Source organism: Ruegeria sp. BC1 (assembly GCF_056539305.1).
This window is the reverse complement of sequence record NZ_JBQFUT010000001.1, coordinates 837,106-859,966: the sequence shown is the minus strand read 5'-3', so window position 1 is coordinate 859,966 and position 22,861 is coordinate 837,106. Positions and strand designations below refer to the sequence as shown.

32 protein-coding genes are annotated in these 22,861 nt (G+C 57.2%); 3 read left to right on the top strand and 29 right to left on the bottom strand.

The window, feature by feature from the left end; all coding sequences use genetic code 11:
• Positions 1 to 191: 191 nt before the first annotated feature.
• The 3 genes from ACR0IY_RS04300 (at position 192) to ACR0IY_RS04290 (ending at position 4,706) form a co-directional block, all read left to right on the top strand.
• The gene (locus tag ACR0IY_RS04300) at positions 192 to 1,277 is read left to right on the top strand and encodes a TRAP transporter substrate-binding protein (protein WP_480670602.1); all 1,086 of its coding nucleotides are present in this window, start codon (positions 192 to 194) and stop codon (positions 1,275 to 1,277) included.
• Between the two features lie 121 nt (positions 1,278 to 1,398).
• Positions 1,399 to 2,334, top strand: coding sequence for a TRAP transporter small permease subunit (locus tag ACR0IY_RS04295; protein ID WP_480670601.1), 936 nt, complete (start codon positions 1,399 to 1,401; stop codon positions 2,332 to 2,334).
• 17 nt (positions 2,335 to 2,351) lie between these two features.
• The gene (locus ACR0IY_RS04290) at positions 2,352 to 4,706 is read left to right on the top strand and encodes a TRAP transporter large permease (protein WP_480670600.1); all 2,355 of its coding nucleotides are present in this window, start codon (positions 2,352 to 2,354) and stop codon (positions 4,704 to 4,706) included.
• 58 nt (positions 4,707 to 4,764) lie between these two features.
• Here ACR0IY_RS04290 and ACR0IY_RS04285 read toward each other — a convergent pair whose 3' ends face one another.
• From ACR0IY_RS04285 to ACR0IY_RS04145, 29 genes are all read right to left on the bottom strand, one after another.
• Positions 4,765 to 6,123 carry a dicarboxylate/amino acid:cation symporter gene (locus ACR0IY_RS04285; RefSeq protein WP_480670599.1) on the bottom strand — a complete coding sequence of 453 codons (1,359 nt, stop codon included), beginning with the start codon at positions 6,121 to 6,123 and terminating at the stop codon, positions 4,765 to 4,767.
• Between the two features lie 244 nt (positions 6,124 to 6,367).
• Positions 6,368 to 6,760 (bottom strand): VOC family protein, encoded by a 393-nt coding sequence (locus ACR0IY_RS04280; protein ID WP_480670598.1) that lies wholly within the window; start codon positions 6,758 to 6,760, stop codon positions 6,368 to 6,370.
• A 6-nt stretch (positions 6,761 to 6,766) separates the two neighbouring features.
• Entirely contained in the window at positions 6,767 to 7,591 is an 825-nt protein-coding gene (locus ACR0IY_RS04275; protein ID WP_480670597.1) for an arginyltransferase, read from the bottom strand.
• Positions 7,592 to 7,666: 75 nt separating this feature from the next.
• The gene (locus ACR0IY_RS04270; protein ID WP_480670596.1) at positions 7,667 to 8,098 is read right to left on the bottom strand and encodes an RDD family protein; all 432 of its coding nucleotides are present in this window, start codon (positions 8,096 to 8,098) and stop codon (positions 7,667 to 7,669) included.
• Between the two features lie 66 nt (positions 8,099 to 8,164).
• Positions 8,165 to 8,587 (bottom strand): DUF2852 domain-containing protein, encoded by a 423-nt coding sequence (locus ACR0IY_RS04265; RefSeq protein ID WP_480670595.1) that lies wholly within the window; start codon positions 8,585 to 8,587, stop codon positions 8,165 to 8,167.
• 217 nt (positions 8,588 to 8,804) lie between these two features.
• The gene (locus tag ACR0IY_RS04260) at positions 8,805 to 9,095 is read right to left on the bottom strand and encodes a hypothetical protein (protein WP_480670594.1); all 291 of its coding nucleotides are present in this window, start codon (positions 9,093 to 9,095) and stop codon (positions 8,805 to 8,807) included.
• A gap of 35 nt (positions 9,096 to 9,130) precedes the next feature.
• Complete coding sequence (locus ACR0IY_RS04255) at positions 9,131 to 9,466, bottom strand: hypothetical protein (RefSeq protein ID WP_480670593.1); 336 nt, start codon at positions 9,464 to 9,466, stop codon at positions 9,131 to 9,133.
• Between the two features lie 21 nt (positions 9,467 to 9,487).
• On the bottom strand, positions 9,488 to 10,306 hold the full coding sequence (locus ACR0IY_RS04250) for a DNA adenine methylase (protein WP_480671135.1): 819 nt from the start codon (positions 10,304 to 10,306) through the stop codon (positions 9,488 to 9,490).
• Between the two features lie 137 nt (positions 10,307 to 10,443).
• Positions 10,444 to 10,632, bottom strand: coding sequence for a hypothetical protein (locus tag ACR0IY_RS04245; RefSeq protein ID WP_480670592.1), 189 nt, complete (start codon positions 10,630 to 10,632; stop codon positions 10,444 to 10,446).
• Between the two features lie 3 nt (positions 10,633 to 10,635).
• Complete coding sequence (locus ACR0IY_RS04240; RefSeq protein ID WP_480670591.1) at positions 10,636 to 10,917, bottom strand: hypothetical protein; 282 nt, start codon at positions 10,915 to 10,917, stop codon at positions 10,636 to 10,638.
• Positions 10,918 to 11,145: a hypothetical protein gene (locus ACR0IY_RS04235; RefSeq protein ID WP_480670590.1), complete on the bottom strand. Its 228-nt coding sequence runs from the start codon at positions 11,143 to 11,145 to the stop codon at positions 10,918 to 10,920.
• A gap of 2 nt (positions 11,146 to 11,147) precedes the next feature.
• Positions 11,148 to 11,546, bottom strand: coding sequence for a hypothetical protein (locus ACR0IY_RS04230; RefSeq protein WP_480670589.1), 399 nt, complete (start codon positions 11,544 to 11,546; stop codon positions 11,148 to 11,150).
• Positions 11,543 to 12,523: a phage late control D family protein gene (locus ACR0IY_RS04225; RefSeq protein ID WP_480670588.1), complete on the bottom strand. Its 981-nt coding sequence runs from the start codon at positions 12,521 to 12,523 to the stop codon at positions 11,543 to 11,545. The genes ACR0IY_RS04230 and ACR0IY_RS04225 overlap by 4 nt, the downstream gene beginning before the upstream one ends.
• A gap of 3 nt (positions 12,524 to 12,526) precedes the next feature.
• Positions 12,527 to 12,730, bottom strand: coding sequence for a tail protein X (locus ACR0IY_RS04220; RefSeq protein ID WP_480670587.1), 204 nt, complete (start codon positions 12,728 to 12,730; stop codon positions 12,527 to 12,529).
• On the bottom strand, positions 12,727 to 13,158 hold the full coding sequence (locus ACR0IY_RS04215; RefSeq protein ID WP_480670586.1) for a phage tail protein: 432 nt from the start codon (positions 13,156 to 13,158) through the stop codon (positions 12,727 to 12,729). Before ACR0IY_RS04215 ends, ACR0IY_RS04220 begins: the two co-directional genes overlap by 4 nt.
• Entirely contained in the window at positions 13,155 to 15,473 is a 2,319-nt protein-coding gene (locus ACR0IY_RS04210; RefSeq protein WP_480670585.1) for a phage tail tape measure protein, read from the bottom strand. The genes ACR0IY_RS04215 and ACR0IY_RS04210 overlap by 4 nt, the downstream gene beginning before the upstream one ends.
• Positions 15,460 to 15,618: a GpE family phage tail protein gene (locus ACR0IY_RS04205; RefSeq protein ID WP_480670584.1), complete on the bottom strand. Its 159-nt coding sequence runs from the start codon at positions 15,616 to 15,618 to the stop codon at positions 15,460 to 15,462. Before ACR0IY_RS04205 ends, ACR0IY_RS04210 begins: the two co-directional genes overlap by 14 nt.
• Positions 15,619 to 15,644: 26 nt before the next feature.
• Positions 15,645 to 15,944, bottom strand: a complete 300-nt coding sequence (locus ACR0IY_RS04200; RefSeq protein ID WP_480670583.1) for a phage tail assembly protein — start codon at positions 15,942 to 15,944, stop codon at positions 15,645 to 15,647.
• Between the two features lie 72 nt (positions 15,945 to 16,016).
• Positions 16,017 to 16,514 carry a phage major tail tube protein gene (locus ACR0IY_RS04195; RefSeq protein WP_480670582.1) on the bottom strand — a complete coding sequence of 166 codons (498 nt, stop codon included), beginning with the start codon at positions 16,512 to 16,514 and terminating at the stop codon, positions 16,017 to 16,019.
• A 150-nt stretch (positions 16,515 to 16,664) separates the two neighbouring features.
• Positions 16,665 to 17,849 (bottom strand): phage tail sheath subtilisin-like domain-containing protein, encoded by a 1,185-nt coding sequence (locus ACR0IY_RS04190; protein WP_480670581.1) that lies wholly within the window; start codon positions 17,847 to 17,849, stop codon positions 16,665 to 16,667.
• Between the two features lie 34 nt (positions 17,850 to 17,883).
• Positions 17,884 to 18,528 carry a hypothetical protein gene (locus ACR0IY_RS04185; protein ID WP_480670580.1) on the bottom strand — a complete coding sequence of 215 codons (645 nt, stop codon included), beginning with the start codon at positions 18,526 to 18,528 and terminating at the stop codon, positions 17,884 to 17,886.
• A 2-nt stretch (positions 18,529 to 18,530) separates the two neighbouring features.
• Complete coding sequence (locus ACR0IY_RS04180; RefSeq protein ID WP_480670579.1) at positions 18,531 to 19,343, bottom strand: gp53-like domain-containing protein; 813 nt, start codon at positions 19,341 to 19,343, stop codon at positions 18,531 to 18,533.
• Positions 19,343 to 19,912 carry a phage tail protein I gene (locus ACR0IY_RS04175; protein WP_480670578.1) on the bottom strand — a complete coding sequence of 190 codons (570 nt, stop codon included), beginning with the start codon at positions 19,910 to 19,912 and terminating at the stop codon, positions 19,343 to 19,345. The genes ACR0IY_RS04180 and ACR0IY_RS04175 overlap by 1 nt, the downstream gene beginning before the upstream one ends.
• A complete protein-coding gene (locus ACR0IY_RS04170; RefSeq protein WP_480670577.1) occupies positions 19,905 to 20,813 on the bottom strand; it encodes a baseplate assembly protein in 909 nt (302 codons plus the stop codon). The genes ACR0IY_RS04175 and ACR0IY_RS04170 overlap by 8 nt, the downstream gene beginning before the upstream one ends.
• Positions 20,810 to 21,142, bottom strand: coding sequence for a GPW/gp25 family protein (locus ACR0IY_RS04165; protein ID WP_480670576.1), 333 nt, complete (start codon positions 21,140 to 21,142; stop codon positions 20,810 to 20,812). The genes ACR0IY_RS04170 and ACR0IY_RS04165 overlap by 4 nt, the downstream gene beginning before the upstream one ends.
• A gap of 5 nt (positions 21,143 to 21,147) precedes the next feature.
• Positions 21,148 to 21,393 (bottom strand): hypothetical protein, encoded by a 246-nt coding sequence (locus ACR0IY_RS04160; RefSeq protein WP_480670575.1) that lies wholly within the window; start codon positions 21,391 to 21,393, stop codon positions 21,148 to 21,150.
• A complete protein-coding gene (locus ACR0IY_RS04155; RefSeq protein WP_480670574.1) occupies positions 21,390 to 21,896 on the bottom strand; it encodes a phage baseplate assembly protein V in 507 nt (168 codons plus the stop codon). Before ACR0IY_RS04155 ends, ACR0IY_RS04160 begins: the two co-directional genes overlap by 4 nt.
• Before the next feature lie 3 nt (positions 21,897 to 21,899).
• The gene (locus ACR0IY_RS04150) at positions 21,900 to 22,418 is read right to left on the bottom strand and encodes a hypothetical protein (RefSeq protein WP_480670573.1); all 519 of its coding nucleotides are present in this window, start codon (positions 22,416 to 22,418) and stop codon (positions 21,900 to 21,902) included.
• Positions 22,415 to 22,861, bottom strand: a complete 447-nt coding sequence (locus tag ACR0IY_RS04145) for a phage virion morphogenesis protein (protein ID WP_480670572.1) — start codon at positions 22,859 to 22,861, stop codon at positions 22,415 to 22,417. The genes ACR0IY_RS04150 and ACR0IY_RS04145 overlap by 4 nt, the downstream gene beginning before the upstream one ends.

Sequence of the window (22,861 nt, the reverse complement as noted above, 5' to 3'; positions counted from 1 at the left end):
TCAAGGGCGCGCAATGTGTGGCTGGGGGCAAACAGTCAAAATTAAACTGCAAAACCAGTATTTTGACCCCAGGAATGCCCGTTTCTACGTAGTAGTAGGTATTTTCATCATCCGATCCATCGATATGATCGCGCCATCGACAATGATCAACTGCCGTCAAGGCAGACTACGATATCGGGAGGACTAACAATATGGATCGTCGTTCATTTCTGAGAACCACGGCACTGGGAAGTGGTGCCGCCGCCGCGACTGCGCTGGCCGCACCGGCATATGCTCAGGGCAAGCGAACCCTGACGATGGTGACATCCTGGCCGCGCGGTTTTGCCGTGCTGGATGACGCCGCCAGCTATATGGAGCAGATGGTGGGCGAAATGTCCGATGGCCAGCTGACCATCGAAAAGAAGGCACCTGGCGAACTGGTGGGCGCGCTGGAAGTGTTCGATGCCGTTTCATCGGGTCAGGCAGACATGTATCACTCGGCTGACTATTACTTTATCGGTCAGCACCCGGGCTATGCCTATTTCACAGCCGTGCCCTTTGGCGGCACCGCGCAGGAACTGACCAACTGGTATTATCACGGCGGCGGGGAAGAGCTGCATGATGAGTTGGGTCAGATCTTTAACCTCAAGGGCCTTCTAGCCGGTAACTCGGGTTCGCAATCGGGCGGCTGGTTCCGCAATGAAATTAACTCAGCCGCGGACTTTAACGGTCTGAAATTCCGTATGCCCGGACTGGGCGGGAAAGTGCTGGGCAAACTGGGCGCATCGGTTCAGAACATCCCCGGTGGCGAACTGTATCAGGCGCTGTCTTCGGGCGCTCTGGATGGGCTGGAGTGGGTTGGCCCGATGGCTGACGAACGCGCCGGTTTCCAGGAGGTTGCCAAGGTTTACTACACCGCTGGTTTCCACGAGCCGGGATCGGGTCTGGCCGCATCTGTCAACCTGGACGTCTGGAATGAACTGACGCCTGCACAGCAGGCAATCATGCGTTATGCTTCGATGGCCACGACCCAATATCAGTTGGCGGAAACGCTGGCCAACAATGGTGCCGCTCTGGCGCGCCTGCAGTCGCAGGGTGTCAAGACGCTGCAGTTCTCTGACGACGTCTGGGATGCCTTCGGCAAGGCGTCTGCTGAAGTCATGGACGAGAATATGGATGATGAGCTGTTCGCGCGAATCCGCGGTTCGTTCGAGGATTCGCTGGCTACGTCGGCTTCGTGGATCAACAAATCGGACGGTTACTATGTCCAGCAGCGCGTGCGCGTTCTGGGCGGCTAAACACACGCCCGAAACCTTAGAGGCCTCGCAAGTGCGGGGTCTCTTTTCAATGCGTATTCGCTGAATCTGAAGAACCGCGCTACTATTGCGGCGACAGATACTCAGCTGAGTGAGGGACATCATGGACGACAGCAGCTCGGTTGGAATGACCGACGCTCTTGCTGCTATTGGCGGCGGGATTGTCTGGGTTCTGCAAAATCTGGTGCAAGCCTTCTACAACATCGGCTACGCGGTGACCCATCCAAGCCTCTGGCTGGACTGGTCCGACAAAGAAGCTGTCATGCGCTTCGTCTACTACGGCGGATCGGTTGAGTTCTTCTTTGCAGTCTTTGCCGTTTTTCTGGTCATCACAATCATTGGCATGGTCCGCAACAACTTCATGTGGGGGTGTGTGCGCGGACTTGAGGGCTTCACCAACACTCTGGGCCGGTTCTTTGCCTGGGCCGGTCTGCTGATGGTGCTACAGCAAATCATCATCGTGATCATGCAGCGGATTTTCACCCGCCCTGACATCGTGATCGCCTTTGGCATTCCGCTGCAGTACGACATCAGCTGGTATGCGGAAATGTTGAAGTTTTACAATGCATTAGTGGTGTCTCTTTGTGTGGGGTACACTTTTGTGCAGGGCGGACATGTGCGGGTTGATCTGTTCTATGCCCCAGCACGGTTCGGCACCAAAAAGGTGATCGACATTCTGGGTTCGGTATTCTTCATGATGCCGCTGGCGGTGCTGGTCTGGATGTATGGCTGGTACTTTATGTGGCGGCACCTGATCGTGCCGAAACCTTCGGCCAGTGACACCCTTGAAAGGCTGATGCTGAAGTCGAAAGCAATGCGCTGGAACGTGGAAACAATCGGGTTCAGCCCCAACGGGTTTACAGCTTATTTCCTGTTCAAGATCATGCTGGTTGCCTTTGCAGGGCTGGTCTTCCTACAGGCAATCGCATTCCTGTACCGGTCGTATCTGGAATACGTGGAAGGCCCCGAAAGTGACGGGAAATACCTCGACAAGGACAGCCTTGGTGAGGGTGAAGAAGCCTACGAAGGCGTGCATTAAGGACGGAGACCCAGACTATGCTATTCGGACTTGATGGCGTCGAAATAGGCCTCATTATCGTATTCTTTTGCCTTTTCGGGGGCATCCTTTCCGGGTTCCCGGTGGCTTTTGCCATCGGTGGGGCCGGGATCATCTCATTCGGGATCATCGCTGCCTTGGACAGTGCCGGGCTACTGGTACATCAAGCGATAGACTCGGGCACGCAAGCCTATCGAGATCTGGTGAATTCTGGTGTAAAACCCGAAACGATATCCGTGTTCCGATACCCGGATTTACCGACCATAGGCGAGCCGGTCTTCCCGTCAGGCTGGGAAACTGCACTGGACCGCAACGTCTCGTTCATCGTGAACCGCATCAACGAACGTGTTCTGGCTGGGCAGTCCATCGAAACTCTGTTGGCCGTGCTGATGTTCGTCCTGATGGGGATCACACTGGAACGTTCAAAGATTGCCAATGATCTGCTGACCACGATGGCGCGTGTCTTTGGCCCACTACCGGGCGGCTTGGCTGTGTCGATTGTAGTTGTGGGCGCATTCCTTGCCGCTTCGACCGGGATTGTAGGTGCCACCGTCGTTACGATGGGCTTACTGGCCTTGCCGACCATGCTGCGGAACAATTATTCGCCGGAACTTGCGACGGGTGTGATCGCGGCATCGGGCACACTGGGGCAGATCATTCCGCCTTCTATCGTGATCGTTCTTCTGGGCACGCTAGCGGGAGATTTGTACTCGACCGCTCAGGAAACCCGCGCGGTTGAGGCGGGGTGTACCGACGCGCTGACCTATCTGGGTGAACCAGCGGTGGTGTCGGTCGGGACCCTGTTTCAGGCGGCGCTGCTGCCGGGCATCATGCTGGCCCTGCTTTATGCGCTGTATGCCTTTGGCTATGCGTTGCTGAACCCCGAGAAAGCTCCGGCTGTGGCTATGTCTGGCGGAAGCGGCGAGCCGATCACCCGCGGTGAAGGTCTGACCTGGTTGTTGGGTGCACCAATCGCTTTGATCGTGGGCGCAATCCTGTTGACCAGCGCGGGCGTGATTGGCAGCCAGAACACCACCGTCTCGGCGTTTTCGGATATCGGTCAGGGTGTATCGTTGCGCACCAATGTGTCGGAAGAATGCAAGGCGTCGATGATCGAACTGCATGGCCAATCTGCCTGGGATCAGGCCGTGGCCGAACACGAAGCGATTGAAGCGGCTGGTGGGGTTGCTGAAACGCAGCGCCTGACCGAAGAGGAAATGACCGCCGCGCGGGACGCCAAGATAGCTGCCGCCGCGCCGATCGGAACCGGTGTCGCCATTATTGTGGTGCTGTTGGGACTGACCTTGGTGATGGGGCGCGGTATCGCACCGTCGAAGCCCACACAGCCTCTGATTATCGGTGCCATCGGTTTGCTGTTGATGCTGTTGGCGGACGTGTTGGTGATAACGCCAACGACTTCGTCAGGAGCCACATTCCTGATCATGGCGGTGCCGTTTGCGTTGGCTATCTATGGATGTAAATTTGCCGCTGAACGCTGCGCAACCAACGATCTGATCCGTGTGGTCTTTCCGCCGCTGGTTCTGATCATCGCAGTGTTAGGCTCAATCCTTGGCGGTATCACAAACCCAACACCTGCCGCTGCACTGGGGGCGGGCGGGGCAATCATGCTGGCGGCCTATCGCAAGCTGCACGATCAGGAGAGGTCGGGCAAGGTGATCATCATGTCGACGTTTGCCTTGCTTATCTGCTTGTTGATGGGGGTCAACTTTGACCTGCGCATCAATCAGGGCGATGTGTCAGTCGAAAGCTGGATTGCATTCATCACGGCTTATGCGGCTTACCTTTATGCGCTGTTCGGTCTGATTTACGCCTGCTGGGTTTTGTTCTCCAGCGGTGTTCTGACCCCAGTGGTTCGTGAGACGGCCAAGGTGACTTCGATGGTGTTTACCATCCTTATCGGGTCACAGCTGTTGAACCTGGTGGTGATCTCATTCGGGGGCGAGCACTACATCCAGCAGTTTCTGCGCAGTTTTGACAACGAATTTACGGTCTTCCTGATCGTGATGCTGGTGCTGTTCATTCTGGGCTTCGTGCTGGATTTCCTCGAGATCATTTACATCGTGATACCCATCGTGGGCCCGGTGATCTATGGCGGATCATTCGATCCAAAATGGGTGACGATCATGGTGGCGGTGAACCTTCAGACGTCGTTCCTGACACCACCTTTCGGCTTTGCACTGTTCTATCTAAGAGGAGTCGCGCCGAAAGAAGTCACGACGGGTCATATCTATCGCGGGATCATACCGTTCGTGATCATTCAGGTGGTCGGGATTGCGATCCTGTGGTCCTTCCCGTCGATCGTGACCATTGTGCCCGATCTGATTCCGAACTGATCCGAGATAAACCCAATGCAAGACCGGAGGCCTGTTTGGCCTCCGGTGATTTTTTGGTTCAGGCATCCGCCTTGGGATGGGTGAGCTGGGCAAAACTGGTCTCAGCCTCATGGTCGATTTCTAAAGACTGCGTGGACAGGATGCCGGCGTTGGGGTCGTTAAAGACCGCGCGGTCCAGTTTGCCAACTTTATCCGCGACGATTGTGGTGACAACGGCGTCTCCCGTCACGTTCACCACCGTGCGCATCATGTCGAGGATACGATCAACGGCTAGAATGATGGCGATCCCATCCAGCGGCATGCCCAACTGGTTCAGAACCATTGCCAGCATGACGATGCCAACACCCGGAACCCCGGCGGTGCCAATTGAAGCCAGCACCGAGATCGAGATGATCGTCATGTAACCACCCAGACCCAGATCAATGCCATAAGCATTGGCCAGAAACACCGTTGCCACTCCGTGCATGATGGCAGTTCCGTCCATGTTGATCGTAGCGCCCAGCGGGACACCGAACGAAGCGACCGACCGGTCAACGCCTACGCGTTGTGTCACACATTGCATACTCGCCGGGATCGTAGCGTTCGAGCTTGAGGTCGAGAATGCAAATACCTGAGCCGACCGCATTTTACGAAGGAACGCACGCGGGCTTAGCCCGGTGAAGGCAAAAAGCAGTACCATCAAGGTTACGCAGAGGTGAAAGACCAGTGTCAGGCTGATTGTCGCTAGATAGCCGACCACGGGGGCGAACAGACCGAACCCCTCCAGCGCAAAGGTTCTGGCAATCAGGCAGAACACGCCGATTGGGGCAAAGGCCATCACGATCTCCACAATCTTCATCGCCAGATCGTTCATGAACGTACAGCCTTCAACAAAGGATTTGGCTCGGCTGCCCAGCATCAGGACGGCAACACCCACAACGATCACGTAAAAGATGATCTGCAACATCTCTCCATTCGCCAGTGCCTGCACCGGGTTCTTGGGGACAATGTTCGCCAGAATCTGCCAAGGGGTCTGTTGCGCCGCGACCGAGACATCCTGATCAGCCAGATGCATGGCAGTGAAACCGACGCCGGGGTTGATAAGATTGGCAAACAGCAGGGCGGTTGCCACCGCCAGCGCTGTGGTTGCCAGATAGGTCACGAAGGTTAGGCCTCCCACGCGTCCCAGTACCTTGATGTCGCCGATCCCGACGACGCCGCACAGCAATGAAAACACAACCAGAGGCACCACCAGCATCTGAAGCCCGTTCAGGAACATCTGGCCGACCATGGCGAACAGACCGTTAACCACATTGTCCTGTAGCAGTGGTGACTCCCAATAGTTCAGTAGCAAACCCAGCATTGACCCAAGGGCCAGTGCGGTCAGGATCTGCGTCGTCAGATTTGCTGAAAGCAACTTGCGCAGCACATAAGTCATTTTCCGTCCTCTTCCCAAAAACAGAACAGCAGGCCGGTGGACCTGCTGTTTCAAGAACCTAGTCAATGCGCCCGGTCAGCCGGACAGAAACCGATGTGCGAAATTGCACGAGGATCGAAGATAGGTGGTGACGTAGGGTAACCTTTCAACCACCCGTGCTAAGCGACATGGATTAAGTTTATTTAATTTTCAGACAGGATAGGTTGCTGTTGCGTGTTTCTAGGGCGGGACGCCTATGGCATTTTCACGCAGCAAACTGGATTAAATCCCACCGGTTTCCGAACGGGTCCCGCAAGACGGCCACAGTGCCATACGGTTCGTGGCGCGGTGCTTCTTCGAATACGACACCCGCGTTCAGCATCGCTGTGTGATCGCGGGTAAAGTCATCAGTCTCCAGAAAGAAGCCGACGCGGCCCCCGGTCTGATTTCCGACGGCGGCGATTTGGTTTGGTCCGTCTGCCCGTGCCAGCAAAAGCGATCCACCACCCGCTCCGGGAGGGGTCACCAGCACCCACCGTTTCTCGCCACCCAGATCTATGTCCTTTGCGAGGGTGAAACTTAACACCTGCGTGTAAAAAGCGATGGCAGCATCGTAATCGGGCACCACCAAGGTAACCGCATAGAGGTTCTGACGCATGGGATATCAGCTCTTGGTGGGGTGGCGGTCGGGCAATTGGATGCTGGCAACCTGTTCCGCAATGGGCGCCGTGGACAGAGGGTGATGGCTGGCATCATCCATTTCTGACGGGTTTTTAATAGGTGTCCAGCAGCCCTGGATATACGCTTCGAGACCCGAAAACCGCGCTTTGTAACCCATCTTTGGGCTGCCCGGCACCCAATAACCCAGATAAATGTAGGGAAGTCCCGCTTCGCGTGCGATGTTTATATGATCGAGGATCATATAAGTCCCCAGTGAGTTCTGGGGCTGTTCGGGGTCGTAAAAGGAATAGACCATGCTCAGCCCATCATCCAGAACATCGGTCAGGCTGACAGCGATCAGATTGCCTGTGTCGGGGTCGGCATATTCAACGACACGGCTGCGGATCGGGGTTTCCTCGATCATTGCTGCGAATTCGAAAACGTCCATATCGGCCATACCGCCATCGGCGTGACGCGTGTCCAGATACCTGCGGAACAGTTCGTATTGCTCGTCCGTCGCCCAGGGAGAATTCGCCCTGCGTTGCAGATAGTTGTTTCGCCTGACCGCACGTCTCTGGCTTTTGCTGGGTTGAAAGGCCGATACATCGATGCGTGCCGAAAGACAGGCTGCACAATCGGTGCAGGACGGTCGGTACAGCACGTTTTGAGAGCGGCGAAATCCTTGTTGCGACAATGAGTTGTTCAACTGATCGGCGCCTTCGCCCTGAAGTGCAGTGAACAGTTTACGCTCCATCCTGCCCTCAAGGTAAGGGCAGGGCTGAGGGGCTGTCACATAGAATTGCGGCGCGATTGGCAGCGTGTGTCGCATGAAGGTTCCGTGTTTCCTGAGACAGGATGATAACAACGGTTCCTTAAGCCGCCAAGTGATTTACCGTGCAGTTTTTTATGCCCGCCGGTTGATCATCACAGTTCCAAGGAACGCGTCCGTGAGTCCCTGTCCTCGGGTGCTGGTCAGCATCATGATGATCGAGATGATCTGGACCACAAAAAAGGTCATGCTGACAAAGTAGCCGGCTGTATGGGCCACGGCTTTGCCAAAATCCATTCGCGCTCCAAAGGCGTCGCGTAGTTCAATACCCATAAAGCGCATTCCAAGGGTAGCGGACCCGTTTGAAATGGTGACGACGCGATAGACAAAGCTTATGACCGCATAAATTAGGGCCAGAATGAAGAACCCCATGCCAAAGGTCAGCAGGATTGCAACAGTACACAACAGTGAGATGAATGCGATGTCGAACAGCCACGCGACAAAGCGTTTGGTCGCCACAGACTGATAAAACTCAGGCTGGCTGTCTGGATCGGGCAGGTGAGTCATTTGGCGAATTCCGAGTAATTGTCTGGATTTACCCTGTCCCGAATGGCGGGACAGGGCAAGCTTGGATCAGGCGCGATCGCCGTTTTCCGGTTCGTCGCGGTTTTCGCGAGCGCGTTCGTCCATGAACTGGTCGAACTCGGCCTTGTCCTTGGCGTCGCGCAGGCGGCGCAGGAAGGATTCAAAGTCCTGTTGCTCGCGCTCCAGCCGAGCCAGGGTATCTGCTTTGTAGGCGTCAAAAGCGCTGTTGCCCGATGGTTTCATGGCGCTCATGTGGCTGTGCCAGGTTTTGCGGCGACTGCAGGATTTGCTGAACATACGTTTGCTCCAGATCATATAGGCCAGAAGGGCCAGGCCAACGGGCCAGAAAAAGATGAAACCAAGGACCATTACGGCGATCCAGGCGCCTTTGCCCTTGTCGTCCAGCCAGGATTCGATGCGGTGAAGCCATCCCGGATTTTCAGGGACGGCGGGGTCGGACAGTGCGGTCATTTTGGTTCTCCGGGTTGATGTAAATCGTTTTCACATTGTTAAGATGGGGGGAGTTTGGCTGGTTGCAAGGGGTCCATGTAAAAAAGATTTACATTGAACGGGGCGCGCGCGTTCTGCGGTTGACCTCGGCTCGGATCAGGCGCAGGTTGTAGCGCGCCACGGTTTCTTTCAAACTTTGACACGGTTGTTTGCAGCAACTCAGTTTTGATCTGAACGCCTAGTTTCCGTGGCTCGGCAGCTCGGGGCGGCGGGGCAGGTTGGGGACGGCCGGGACGTCGTGCTTTTCCATCCATTCCTTCACACAAAGCCATCTATCCTGCGGTCCCGGCGTAAATCGGAAGCTGTCCAAGGTCTTCATCTCTACCTGAAGCGCGGCGAACCACTGGACCTTCAGACGCAGCTTATGGGTCTTTGCCCAGGCGCGCACGGCGGACTCCCAGTCCCTCGCATCGCGCGCCAAAATCTCACATTCGAGGTCGTAAGGGATGCTGTTAGGCCAGACAGACATGTTTGCAGTAACTGCCTTTTTTGGTGATCAAGTGTTTAAGCCGGGTCTGAAGCAGCTAGTTCGACCGAGGTTTTAAACGGTATATGGGGCAGATTTACACATCTACTGAACACATCGTCTTTAAATTCGTCCGGTGTCATAGGTACTTCCAGTCCGGCACGGTAGCCCTCGATATAACCGACAATTGCACCCAAGTAGGCAACCCCGGAAATTGGGGATGACAATCCTTTGTTATCCATCGGGTTGTCGATGCGGTGCATAACATCGGCACACGTGGCCTGAGTGACCCAAGCATCCGGTGCCGTGTCCTGGGCGGCGGCTTGCATTGTTATCAGGGACAAGGCCAGTGCGGCCGATGCTACTAGTTTCATAAACGGTGTTCCTTCGTTCAATCAGTCGAGTTTGAAATTCGAGATCAACAACTCTGCGCGTTGGCCTCGTCCTTCCGTGACCTTACTGACCGAGTAAGTCGTCGCAACCTGCCTTTGGTTGAAAGCGCTGAAAATTTCGCGGATCTCGGGCACGTCATTGATCGACATCAGGAAGCGACCTTTGATGCCGCCGAGCTGCTCGGCCATCTGTGTGAAGTCATCCCGGCCGAACATGTCCTTGCCGTAATCCTTCTCGCAACCCCAATAGGGCGGATCGAGATAGAACAGAGTTTCAGCGCCGTCATATCGCCGGATGAATTCGGCGTAATCCAGACACTCGATCACCACGCCTGCCAGCCGGGTGTGCAGATCTTCAAGCATGGGTTCCAAAGTGGTCAGGTTGAATCGGCCGGGTCGATCTTTTGAGACACCGAAGTTCCGGCCGGACACTTTGCCACCAAATGCGGTGCGTTGCAGATAGAGAAACCGGGCGGCGCGCTCGAGGTCAGTCAAGGTGTCTGGGTTTGTATCGACCAGACGGTTGAATTCGGCGCGGGTGGTCAGTTGAAAGCGCAGCACTTCCAGAAACTGAGGATAGTGGCGCTGTAGGATTCGGAACAGGTTGCTGACATCACGACCAAAATCATTGATCACCTCGGCGCGTGGGCGCATCGATCGGCGCAAAAATATGCCCCCCATACCAACGAATGGTTCGGCATAAGTGCGGTGGGATGTCTTGTCCAGGATCGCGGTGATCGTCTTTGCCAGATTGCGCTTGCCGCCCAGCCAAGGGGCAACGGGCAACACAGGGTCAGCAGGGGTCAGTTTGGGTCTTTCCATCATAGGTAGAATCATGCCTTTGTGCCGCTACCCTGATCAGGGGTCGGGAGCGGCCTTAAGCTAACGCGGGTCGGCGGGGATTGGTTTGGCGATCAGCCCCGTGTTGCAGAGCGTTGGCGCGCTCTGTGACCTCCCCTTCAGGAGGATTTTGCGCGGACCATGCAGTCCTTGGCTTCCAGCAGTTTGCGCAGCCCGGCCGACTTTTCCGGGCCGTCAGGAAGCGTCTGGTCCATTTCCCATGCGAGCTTGGCAAACGGTCTGATGACCTCGCCAATCTGAGGCGGCTCTTTGCGGTAATCGAAGTGCTTCAGGATCGGGTTCGGCATTGGTCAAGCCTCCTGCCGCACGTCGATCGCAAATACCTCTACGGGATGCGACCCAAAATGCGGGTGTGTGATGGTGGTGACTTCAAAACCTTTGAAGGGCAGGATCAGCCGCTTTTCGTGATCGTTCCGGCGCGGGTAGCCACGCGTCAGGATGATGCGGTCATAGTCTCGGCCGACCAGACGCTTTTGCCAGTAAGGCGTGGTTAGGCGATACTCGAATGGCTTTGTTCCATCCTTGATTAGGTCAAAGTATTCAGCCTTCAGGGGGAGGTGTAGGTCGGCCATCTATCGCAACTCAGTCCGGATGCGGCGATTGAAATCAACTTGCGCTGCATTCTTGGCATCAGCTTGTGTCTTGTACCCCGGGGTTCGGACATAGTTGGATTCGCCAGGGCTGATTAGAACCCAATCTCCTGGCTTACCTTCGACCCGGTAAAACACCTTCAGGCCCAATGCGGGCGCATCAATTCTGTCGCCGTGGCCTTCCCATTCAAGATCCCGAACCTTGACCACGTTCAGTCCTCCTGCATCTCAAGCAGAACCTGCGCGAGGTCTGCGTACCCGTCGCGGTACTCGAATGAACCAAACTGACCGCCGATCCGCACGGCGATGTAGAACACGATCGAGATCACCAGTGCGGCCGGAATGGTGGCAATCGCCCAGGGCCAGCGTTGGGTCAGCGCGTCCTTGACCATTGCCACGAGGAACTTCCAGTCACAGCGGGCGCGATCCCAGCGATCACCGCCGACGATGTAGCCAAAGTCATGATGCCGCCAGCTTGCGTCCTTAAAGAACCAACTGGCGGTGTTGGTGATCAGTTTGCGGACGCTGTCAGGCAACCAATACGGACCGACGCCGTTGCCGAAGTTCTGTTTTTGCTCGTCTGTCAGATCATCAAAACTGGGTCGCTTCATGACTGTGCCTTTTCGTTGTCTCGTTCGGCTTCAAAACCAGTTGTCAGGGTGTTCGTCATCCGGTGCGTGACGCGGGTTATCAACCATTCACCCTCTAACTCCGGATTCACGCCGCGCAGATCGACCTTTGCCTCGGCCATCAGATCGCCCCGGAACCCACCCAGCCCAATGTTAACTGACCCGGATGCGCGCTCTGATTTATCAAGCGCGGACTGTGCTGCGCGGCGCGCTTCCTCGGCGGTGCTGGAACGGTGTCGCAGGGCGTGCTGAGGCTGTTTGTCACCAGCCTGAACCTTGTGGACGGTTGCGCTGCCCAATTCGGCCCATTCCGCCACGACGCTGCCATAGCGGCCGCGCCCCTCGATATGGAAGGTGCCGTATTGGAAGTCGGTCAGATGGAAATTGAACAGGGGCAGGGGGTCTCCGTTGGCTGACTTTGCTTCGCCCCGTTTGACAAAGATCAGCGCTCCACCAGCGGGTTTGGCAACGGCGTCTAGATCGTCTGCAAGACGGGTCAGGAAGTTCAGGTCGCTTTCCGATGTCTGTGCCAGGTACTCGAAGGCTTGCCCCTTCAGGCTGTCGGCTACCACGGCCCGCAATCCATGCTCAGACGCGATTTTGCTGACGATGTTGTCGATCGAGGTATTCGGCCAGGCACGGGTTTTCCGGGCGCGGATATCCCCGAGCATATCGGCCGCCTTGGCGTCGATCGTTATGGTCGCCGGAAGAAAGTCACCTGAAACATCATCGACTACGAAACGTCCCATGCTGACCAACTGACCCTTAAAGCCCATGGCGATCTCAAGGACTGCGCCGGTCTCGGGTAGGGCGACGACAAAGTCGCGGTTATCGACCCGAAGGGTAGCGGTGTCTGATTTCGATCCGGCCTCGTCTTGGATCGTAATGCTGACCAGGCGATCCCGGAACGTTTCGGTGACGTCCACGTTGTTGGCCAGAATGCGGTAGTCGATTTCCACAGCTCAGCCCCACAGCCTGATTGGGGTTCGAACAGGGTCTTGCGGAACCACGGGCAGGGTGATCACCAGTCCTTTAGGCAAAACCGGCCCCAGTGCGGCAAGGCCGGGGTTTGCGGTATACACCACAACAGCATAATCCTCGCGCCCGTAGTGCGCCTTGCAAATCTCATCGACCATGTCCCCGTCGATCGTGCGATAAGTGGTCATAGCAACCTCCCGATCAATCCGGTCACTCCCTGAGTATCCCGGCCGTAAGATTTCAGCGTCATCGAAAACTCAATTTTGCGCGGGGCCCCGTCTGCCATCAGGTATGATTTGCTTTCTTCAACATGAGTGATCACCCAACGCCGCCAAACCCAGCCAAGCCCATCGACCATCATCAGAGGCTGAGCCAATCCGGCCTGAGCGCGCATCAGATCGACCTGCCGCAGGCCCCCTTTAAAGTGGGGATAAATGACACCTGAAATAGTCACCTGTTGGGAACCCAGTCCCGCATATTGCTGGGCAGGTTCACGGCCGATCCGATTAACTTCGGACCAGCGATACCCCGCGCTGCGGGCAAAATTCTGGTATCCGTCGTTAGACATCCCGAAACGGAATGCCCCTAGCGCCATCATGACCCCGCCGAAGTTCATTGGTAATTCCACCCGTCATGCAGATCCCCGCCGCGTTGCCGATCGCGGCGCTTAATCTCATCCGCGACCATACGCGCGATCAGCGCCTCATCCGTGCCGGGCGGTGGTGCGATAGAGATATGGAAAGTGTCGCCTTGGCGGATGGTCGTTCCCCCGCCAGCAAAGCCCGAGATAGCCGGGCGATTGTCAATCAGGGATGACACATCACCACCAGACGCGACGCCCGGTAGTGAACCCGTCAAAGCCGTCGCGGCTATGGCCGCTTTCAAAGCGCGGGTCGGTAGGATCGAACCGGATACATCCGGGATGAACATTTCCTTACCCCGTTCCCCGACCATGTAGGGCATGCCTGCCCGCACCGGCCCACCGCCGTCCCGGCCGGGGATCGCGGTCTCGTTTCCGCCGCTGACCCATCCTTGCAGATCGGTCAACCATTGCGGCTTGATCGCGGCCAGCCGGTCCCCGATCGAGCTGGCGATCTGGTCGATCAGGGATAGCATCCCATCCCATAGCGTTTTGACGATCTGGACGCCGGTATCCCAAAGATCGATTTCGTTCATCCGCGCGATAATCGCCTCGGGAACGCCGACCAACTCGGCAAGATAAACCAGGAGCCCTTGAATGCCGTCGAGCATCAGGTGAAACGGGTTGAACTCTGCCAAAGCGGCCAGCACACCATTAAGAAGACCTTTATCGAAGGCGGCGCGGACAACTTCGACTTTGTCAGTCACATGAGCGACCACCTTGTCCCAGTTGTCGTAGACAACATAAGCCAAGGCGGCGACGGCCGTGATGATCCAGCCGATTGGGTTGTTCAATGCCAAGAGTAACAGTCGAACAAGCGCCTTACCGACCAGGCCAATCCCTGCGATCAACCATTTGATCGGTCCGGCTGCGATCCATGCCAAAAAGCGTCCCACAGCGGGCAACATCGTCAGCAACCAACTGCCCGCCCGGATAAGGTGTAGGATCGGCGTCAGTAGGGCCGTAAAGGCAAAGGTCACCGCCAAGGCACCCAATCGCAGGACCAACAATCCGCCTGCCAGTTTGAACAAAAAGCCGATCAGCTCAGGGTGCGCTTGCGCCCATTCTGTGAACATTGTGATGTAAGGCGCGGTGGTTGCCATCAATTCGTTTAGCTGAGGCAGGACAACCGAACCGACCACGACAGACAGGCCCTTCAGGTATTCAAGAAACTGCTGTCGCTGGGCAAAGGTGGTCGCTGCCTGGCGCTGATACTCCGCCTCCATCAACCCGACCAGTTGAGACGCGTCGGCCGTCTTCAATAGTGCCTCGCGCAGCATTTCGGTGTTTTCGACCAGCGGCGTAATTGCGCCCTTTGCTTCCTCGCCAAACAGATCTCCGATCAGTGAACTGCGGCGATAGGGTTCGATGTCCTGGAAGGCTTCCAGAACGGTCAGGATTGCCCCGCTGGCATCCTCCTGCATCAGCTTTGCGGTGGCGACTGCATCCAATCCCAGCTCATTCCAGACAGCCTGTTGGCGTTTGGTCACGCTTTCGCCGCGCGTCATGGCATTGGTGAAGTTCTTCAACCCGGTTGCAGCGATCTCAGGCGCAGCACCGGCCGCGAGGAGGGCGGCGCTTAGCGCTGCGATTTCATCAGTTGCTAGACCTGCTGTTTTGGCGACCACACCTTGCCGGTTGATCACCTGAAGAATATCGGCCTCGTTGGTGGCCATGGTGTTGCCCAGCAGGTTGACCGCATCCCCCAACAGCATCGCTTCCTCATGCGACAAGCCGAGGTTCTGGCGCCACCTAGCCAAAGTCTCGCCCGATTCGTCGGCCGAGATCCCAAAGGCGATTGCCATCTTGCTGGCGTCGGCCGCGAACTTCAGCAATTCGGCGCGTTTTCGTGCGTCTGGCAGGTTCTCATCGACCACGCCCATCCGACCGGCCGCAGCGACGATATCCGTAATGCCTTCGGCCGTTGCGCCGATCAGGTCGGACGTGACCAGTTCGCGGATATCCCGTTGCAAAATCTGAAAGCCGTTTTCGGCTTCAAAATCGACAACCTTAGAGACCTCGGCCAGCCGACGTTCGGCTTGAATGGCAGGTTCGGTCAGGGCCAGCAGACTGCCGCCCAGAGCGATGACTTCCAGCACCTCGCCCTGCATGGCCTGCCGTCGGGCGCGGTTGGCTTCCAACTGGCGGTTGGACCATTCCATCCCCTGACGGCCGACCTGCTCAGATGTCGCCCCGATTTTGCGCAAAGCATCGATCGCGGGTTTCGCGGGTGCGCTGACCTGGTCGATCAGCTTCAGGATCATTGCGATGTTCAGATCAGCGATTGCCATTTCCCATCCCAGCCAATTGATTCATCACGCTTTGGTCGGCTTCGGCCCGCGCCCGCGCTTTTTCGCGCCACAGGGCCAATTCTTCGATCTCCATTCGGTCCATGACGTCAGGAGGCCAGTGGAAGATTGAGGCGATGTCAGCCATCGCCTCTTCCACTTCAGAAGGCAGCTTTAGTCCGGCAAGTGCATCTGCGTCGGATTGGCGAAAAAAAGCAGGGTCTTTGCCGCCATCGCTGTGAAATCATCCATTTCGACTTCGCTGGACAATTGAACGTCCGAAAGTGGGGGCTGAGTGATGCGGGGCAACAGGCGGAACATTGTCGAGACATCCATTCGCAGGATGTCCACCATGCTCAACCCGCGCAGCTCACCTGCCTTGGGTTTGCGCAGGGTGATTTCACTAACTTTCTCTCCGTCAATCTCGATCGGGTTTGACAGGGTCACAGACTGTGTTTTCGGCTTATCGGTCATTGTGCAGCTCCGGTTTTAAACAGGTATCAAAAGGGTGTTTCCGGGCGGTGTAACCCGCCCCGAAATAGGGGCTTAGTTGCCCATGGCTTTGCGCATTTCAGCCAACTGATCGACGCCACCGACGACGCGCTTGCCTGCGACAACATCGATCTCGAACAGCTCCTCGCCGTTACGCACCATGCGGAAATAATCGGCCTCGAGCTTCAGCTTCATCGGAACGTCCGATCCGGGTTTCAGATCCGCGAAGTTGACCATCGACCACAAGCCGCCGATCGTGCAGACATAGGCGTCGGCCGAGAAATCGGTTTCGCTGCGCGAAGTAGGGCGCAGGACCAGTCGCTGGCGTGTGCCAAACACTTTGATCAGCTCGGGCGGCCATTCTGCCAATGTCGCCTCGGCGTTCATGGCCTCCATGCCCATGTCTTGCCCGGCTGTGCCGTCCATTCCTGCGCCGCGATGATTGGCAATCACGAGGTTCAGCTCCGGCAGTTTTGCGTCGGTCATCAGACCGGCGTAGCTGCGGCCATCAAGGAAGGCACCAAAGTTTCGGATTTTGCGGGGGTACTGCATAATGTTGTCCTCTTAGAAGAAAAGGATAGCGACCCGAGTGTCGAAGAGATGCTGAGCAACGGCGAAACCTGCCGCCAACCCAGCACCCTTAACGGCGTACTCAAAGTAGAAATCCATGTGTTTCAGAAGCTTTTTCAACCTGGGCCTCCCTCACGCCGCCTGACCAGCTTGCTCGATCAGATCGTCGTAGTAATCGCCGTTGCGATGGGCACGGAAGATCAGGTGTTCCAGCGGCGCGGGCGGCTCAAAATCGAAGTCGAGATAGAGTTTCCCGGCCTTCAGGGTGGCTTCAGTGTTCAGTTCGGGATCAAGCCAGCAATTGAAGCCAATCAGGGCACCCTGATTGACAAGTCCCTGGCCAAACGCCTGAACGCTGTCGCGGATGTCCAGAAACAACTGTGCCGACATTGGGCGATCCATGGCCCAAAGCAGAGCGTTCTCGATGCTTTCATAGACGATATCGGCTGTGCGGCGCACGGACAGGAATGCCCATTGCGGATCAATTTCTGCGCCACGGTTGCCCCAGAGGCGGAAGCCGTTTCGGCGCACGATGGTGGCGACCTCTGCTTCGTTCATCCGGTTGGCTTCGGTTTCAGTCGAGCTGAGGTGGAAGCTGACCGGTCGCGATGTGCCAGAGATTCCGTTGATCACCTGGTTGGACGGTGACCACCAGAACCCGCGCTCGATATCGCGCTTGGCGATCAGACCAGTGACGTAGGCCGAGGACGGCCGGGTCACGTAGCTGGCCGAGACGGTATCAAAGACCTGCACTGCCGGGTCCACGATGAACAGACGATCCGAACCCCATTTCTGCCGCTCAGTCTTGGCGTCGGTTTCGTTGGTGTTGGGGCCGTCCGAGACGACCACTGCGCGGATCTTGTCGGCCACGGCGATTAGGTTGGTGACAACCGGACTAGCCGGGTCTGCAGCCGCGGTGGATGTAAAGCCGGGCGCGCACAAGATCCGCGGGACAAGGTCCAGTTTGGACGCTGCCGTTTCCAAGGCCCAGACACCAGATTGCGCGGTTGCGTCACCAACCACGTTGGCCAGTGTCGCGGCGGCGTCTGCACCTTCGGCAACCCGGATCATGACAGCGACCGTCGCACCCTGCGCATAGAGCGCCTCATAGGCGTCTTTCAGGGTGCCGTTGTCGCCCAGCTCAGCGGCCTTGCGCGGCCCTTCGATCAGCAATGGGGTGTCCAGCGGGAACGCGGTATTGTCTGCATCAGGCGCGGTACCGACGATGCCGATCACCGAACTTTTGGCGGTGCGAATGGGACGAATACCGTCATCGATCTGGATGACTTCGACCCCGTGAAGAAACTGCTCAGGCATTTTGATCTCCTTTCCTGGGCGATTGCGATCCGCGTCAGGCGGATGTGATTGCGTCCAACTGAACCATGGCCTGCGCTTGCAGGGTCTGGAGGTGGGTGATTGCGGATTCAAACTCGTCGTCGTTAGCCGCTGCTGGGATGACCGTTTCGGCCAGCCCTTCCATGCCTTCGACCAGTTGCGTGGCCCGGAAGAACGTGGCGTTTTTGGCAAGGGTGCGATCACGCAGGGCGATAGCGGTTGTGTTCTTCACATCCGCCTCGATTTGGAACCCGGCCTCGGCTTCGGCGGCAATTCCTGCAAACGGCCCCGCAGGGTCGCCGCCGTCCTCATGCAGCTTCCAGAACGCTGCGTATGGCACTTTGTTGACCCACGACAATGCGCGCTCGACCGACGCGTTTTCGGCAACTTTCCGACGAATGTCGCTGGCAATGCTTTGCGCTTCGGCAATCGCCGCTTCCTTGCGCTCTTCCAGCGTCAACGCAGGTGGCGTGCTTTCGACCAGCTTCGGCCCTGCGGCGGGATCGCTTGTATCGACACGCCAAAACACACCACCGGATACATGACGCGCCCAGTCTTCGTCGCTGACTTCAATATAGGGTTCGGGCATCCCGGTGGGCGGCAGATGTTCCGGCGCGTAGAAGGTGACAAGGCCGTCGCTGTCATAGTGTGCAAATTTCATGGTTAGTACCCCAATGCCAGATAGTGCGCGCCGTTTGTCCCACCGCTGGTGCCATCATGATTTCGAACCGTGAGTCTGAAAGTGGTTGTCGTCAGTTCCCGAACACCAACAATGTGCGCGTTGGTGCCTGTCGCATCGACGTTCACATCCGATGCCAGGACAACCAGCGCTGCATTGGGAAATGCAATCGGGAAGGAAATCGTTGTGTTATTGCCCACCGACAAGACGCCATATTGCAGGATCAATCCGCTGGGCAAAACTTCGTAACCGGGTAACGCACGCGAAAAGCTGGAATTCCCACTGTGCCAGAATTCACGCCACGGCCCAGGATCTCCCACCCAATCCTTATCTCGAAACCAGATTTTTTCACGGTAAGAGATGGCGATTTGCGACCATTCCTCGCCGTCGCCGTTGCGTGCAATGTGCAGAACCCGCCCGTCTCCGTCATCCGGTGCGCCAACTGCACTGCTATCATAGTGCCCGACCTGAGACCCGATAAGCGCGTCCAGATCAGTGATGTAGCTGTCATGCTTAACGCGATTGGCGAGGTCTGCTGTGACTGTTGCCGCGAAATTCGCGTCATCATTCAGCGCGGCCGCCAGTTCAACCAGGGTGTCCAGAGCGGGGTCTGCTCCGTCCAAAATGGCGTCCAGCTTCGCTTTCAACCACAGGGTTCGGTTGGCAAGTTGAAGGGTCGGAATGTTGTCCATTCCTTCGCCAGTCGCGGGGTTTGGAACCCCACCGACAACCGGGTCCGAGTTCTCCCACTGATAAATAAATGGTTCCCAAAGGATTTGTTCGGGCAAGCCAGCCATCAGGCAACTCCTCTTGTGTAAGTGCCATCACGTTTGATGGTGTCGTTGTGTAGGTTCAGCGCTTGGGTGAATTGCAGCGCCTTAAGATGACAGCGGGCAGGGGCGACATTCTTCAGGATTGAACGCACCTGATCGGCCTGCTCGATGCTGATCGGCCGCGTCAGGATCACACGGTATTCTGCCCAGTGATCTAGGGGCTCTCTGGTAATCGAGCCGTCGCGCAAATGAACGCCGTTGTGGAATTCCCAGCCATAACGTTCGACAACCTGCGCCTCGCCGTATCCGGCAGCGGCCAAGGCCGCTTTAACTGCGCCGATGGTGCCTTTGCGGCGGTGGATAGATACAGACGTAGCGATCGTTTTGCGTTTGGAATCGTCGGACCAGTTCACATCCCACTCATCAACCGACATTGCCCACGCCAGATATGCCAGCAACTCAGGTGGGCAGGTGTCTGCGTCCAATAAGGTAGACACTGGGGCCAGCTCGGGATCTCCAAGTCGGATTGCCTGCTCAAGCGCACCTTCAGCGGTGGTCCGATTGGGCGGCAAGATCGAGCTTGTATCAAACATCGCGCCCTCCGACCGTGACGACCAGGCTGTCGGATGCGCAGAACGCGGCTTGTGTCGGACCAACTTCGATGTCGGCGGCGGGTTTGGTCAGTTCAACATTTTGAACGCCCGGCTGATGCAAGGCCGCGAACAGGCCAGACCGCTTGATGTCGTGACCAAGGCGATGCATTTCACCGATATAGGTTTCCAGTGAAGCCTCGGCGGCTGCCAAAACCTCGGCTTCACCAGGGCCTTCGTATAGGGTCAGAACGGCTTCGACTTCGTAGGTTAGGATCGTGACGCTCTGGACGGTAACGATGTCACACAGAGGCCGCACATCTTCATCGTTCAAAGCCGTTTCGACCGAGTTTAAAAGGTCATTTGAAGCCGTGCCGTCGCCTTCCAGTGACAACACAGTAACCTGTACGTCGCCGGGAGCAGGGCTGAGGACAGCAACGTCCTTTACGAGGCCGGACGCCGTCAACGCCCAGAACACATAAGAACCGCGTGGCCCTGCCGTTGTGTGACCTTCCAAGGACAGCTGTACTCGGCGGCGCATCGCGTCGTCGCTCTCGCGGATCTCGGGGATCGGCGGCTGGACCGTGTCGTCGGCCTGCTGAACGATCAACCTTTCTACGCCCCAGAACGCGGCCAATTGATCCAGATCGGCTCCGGTTGCCTGGGCCAAAAGCAAGCCCCCGGCGCGATCATTGAATTCCAGATGGTCAAGCATGCGGAAATAGGCGCAGACCCTCAGTAACTTTGTCGCGGGTTCGCTTTCCAGTTCCAGAAAGGGTGCCAGCTCGGGCATTTCCTCTATTGCCTTGGCCTTCATTTCGGCCAGCAACCTTTCATACTCGACCGTCTGGACAACGTTCGGCGCAGGGAGCCTGCTCAAGTCGATCGCACTAAAGCCGCTCATGCTGCGCCCTCACTTTTCAGATCGATCGGCATCGGGATCACGTTGCCGTTGGCGTCCGTCAATTCAAACTCGGCATAGCCGGGTCCGGCGTTGACCAGGTTAATCCGCGCCAGATCGATGCGCGGTTCCCACAGATCCAGCGCCTCGGCCGTTGCCTGGTACGCATCGATCATAGTTTCGCCGTTCAGCGGCTGGTCGATGATGTCGGGTAGGTCCGAGCCATAGTCGCGCAGCATCACTATCGAGCCCTTCGGCGTCGTCAGGATGTCGTGAATCGACTGGGCCAGATGCGCGGTACCGTCGAGCGTGCGGCCGGTATGTCTGTTCATGCCGGTCATTTGCGAGTGCGGTTCCGTTTCGTTTTTTCGGATTTGGTTTTCTCGGCCAGCCCAGTGGACTTCACCAACGGATCATCGAGCGAACCCACCAGTTGCACTTCGGCTTCTGCCTCAGAGGCCAGCACGAGGTTCGTTTCGTACTTTGCCTGCGTGGCGGTCATCTCGATCGGGCTACCAGCTTTGCGCCACTTGCCCGCGACCCAGCCATCGGCCTTGACGACATAATCGAGTTTCTCGGTCATTGGTTTGGCACTCCTGAGTTGTCGCCCCCGGCTGTAACGCCCTGGTGCGTGTGATTGTTGAGACTGACAGAACCGCCTTTCACATCGCCTTGGGCGGTGATGCCCTGACCCGCCGAAATGGCTCCGCCTGCTTCGACCTTGCCTGTCACCTTCACATCGCCAGTGACCTCTAGGGTTCCGTCGATGATTATTTTGCCGCCCGCGAGGTTGATCATGGGCACCGCGCCGTCAGAGCTGGGCGCGTTGCTGGCGTAGATCGAGGCGACGATCACACCCTGCGCGATGTCACCGCCCTGGCATGCGACCAGAACCTGTTCACCAGCGCTGGGCATCCACCAGAATTGGATTGCACCAGCGCCGAGCTGTCCGACCGGAAGTGCCGGCGAATTCAGATCCCCGAAACTGACCACGGCGGTTGCGTTACCGGCATCGACGGAAACAACCCGGCCGACGCGGATCAGGTTGGCAATACGGCGATCGGCTTCAGCAGCTTGAAACGACATCGATCAGCCCCCCACCTGTTCGTGGTTGCCGTCGCCGTGTGCAACGTACAGCTCGAGGCCGAGCGGCAACTTTTCCGGTTTGTAGAAGCTGATTGGCTGGTCCCATGTGACAGCCCACAGCGATACGCCATGATCCCGCGTCTTACCGGACACAAGCGTATGCAGGTTTACCTTGCGCGCCTCTCCCAGCGCGTCTTGCCCCCAGAACTTGCCCGGTACCAGCGCGAGGATGGCTTGACAGATATTTGCCGCCACGATGTCGCGCGGCGCATTCAGCTTGTCCTTCGTGACGACATAAGCGGCCATTTGAAGCATGAACGAATGCGCACTGCCTGCGTATGTCTCGTCCTGTTTCGCACCCAGAACTGACACCAGCACACTAGGAGACGGCAGGCCCTTTTTCTGCAACTCGGCCAGTGAGAATTTGCCAGCATGCGGTCGGCATACCTCAAGGGCGGGCAGGATCACCTTCAGCTCATCACAAACGGTTTTTGGCAGATCGGAAAGCAGGGTGTCACTCATTGAAACAGATCCTCAACACGCCCGATGACCAGGTCACGCAGATCCCGTTCGTCTTCGTCCGAGACGCCAAGGTAAGGGCGGGCAGGGACACCGCTGCCGATCTCTTCGCCTCCGATCTGGTGGTGCGCCGCGTAAACCAAATTGGAGCCGACGTGGATCTCGGTGCCGGTTGAGAAGCTGGCGATGCTGTCGTTCAGATCGCCTTCTTCAACCAGCAGCGAATGAACGCCGTGTTTCCGGGTCTCGTCATACTCATCCGACCAGGGCACCCATGGGGTTCCGTCAGGCGCTTCTTTCGTCTCGAAACGGCCACGGGTCGAACTTTCGAGGATCGCAGCCGCGTCGTCGGTCAGCTCCGTCAGATGAAAGCCACCCAGCGCGGCGACTTTGCCGATCGACTCTTCAAGCCCGGTGGTGGTCAGGGTTGTTGTTACGCCCGCCAT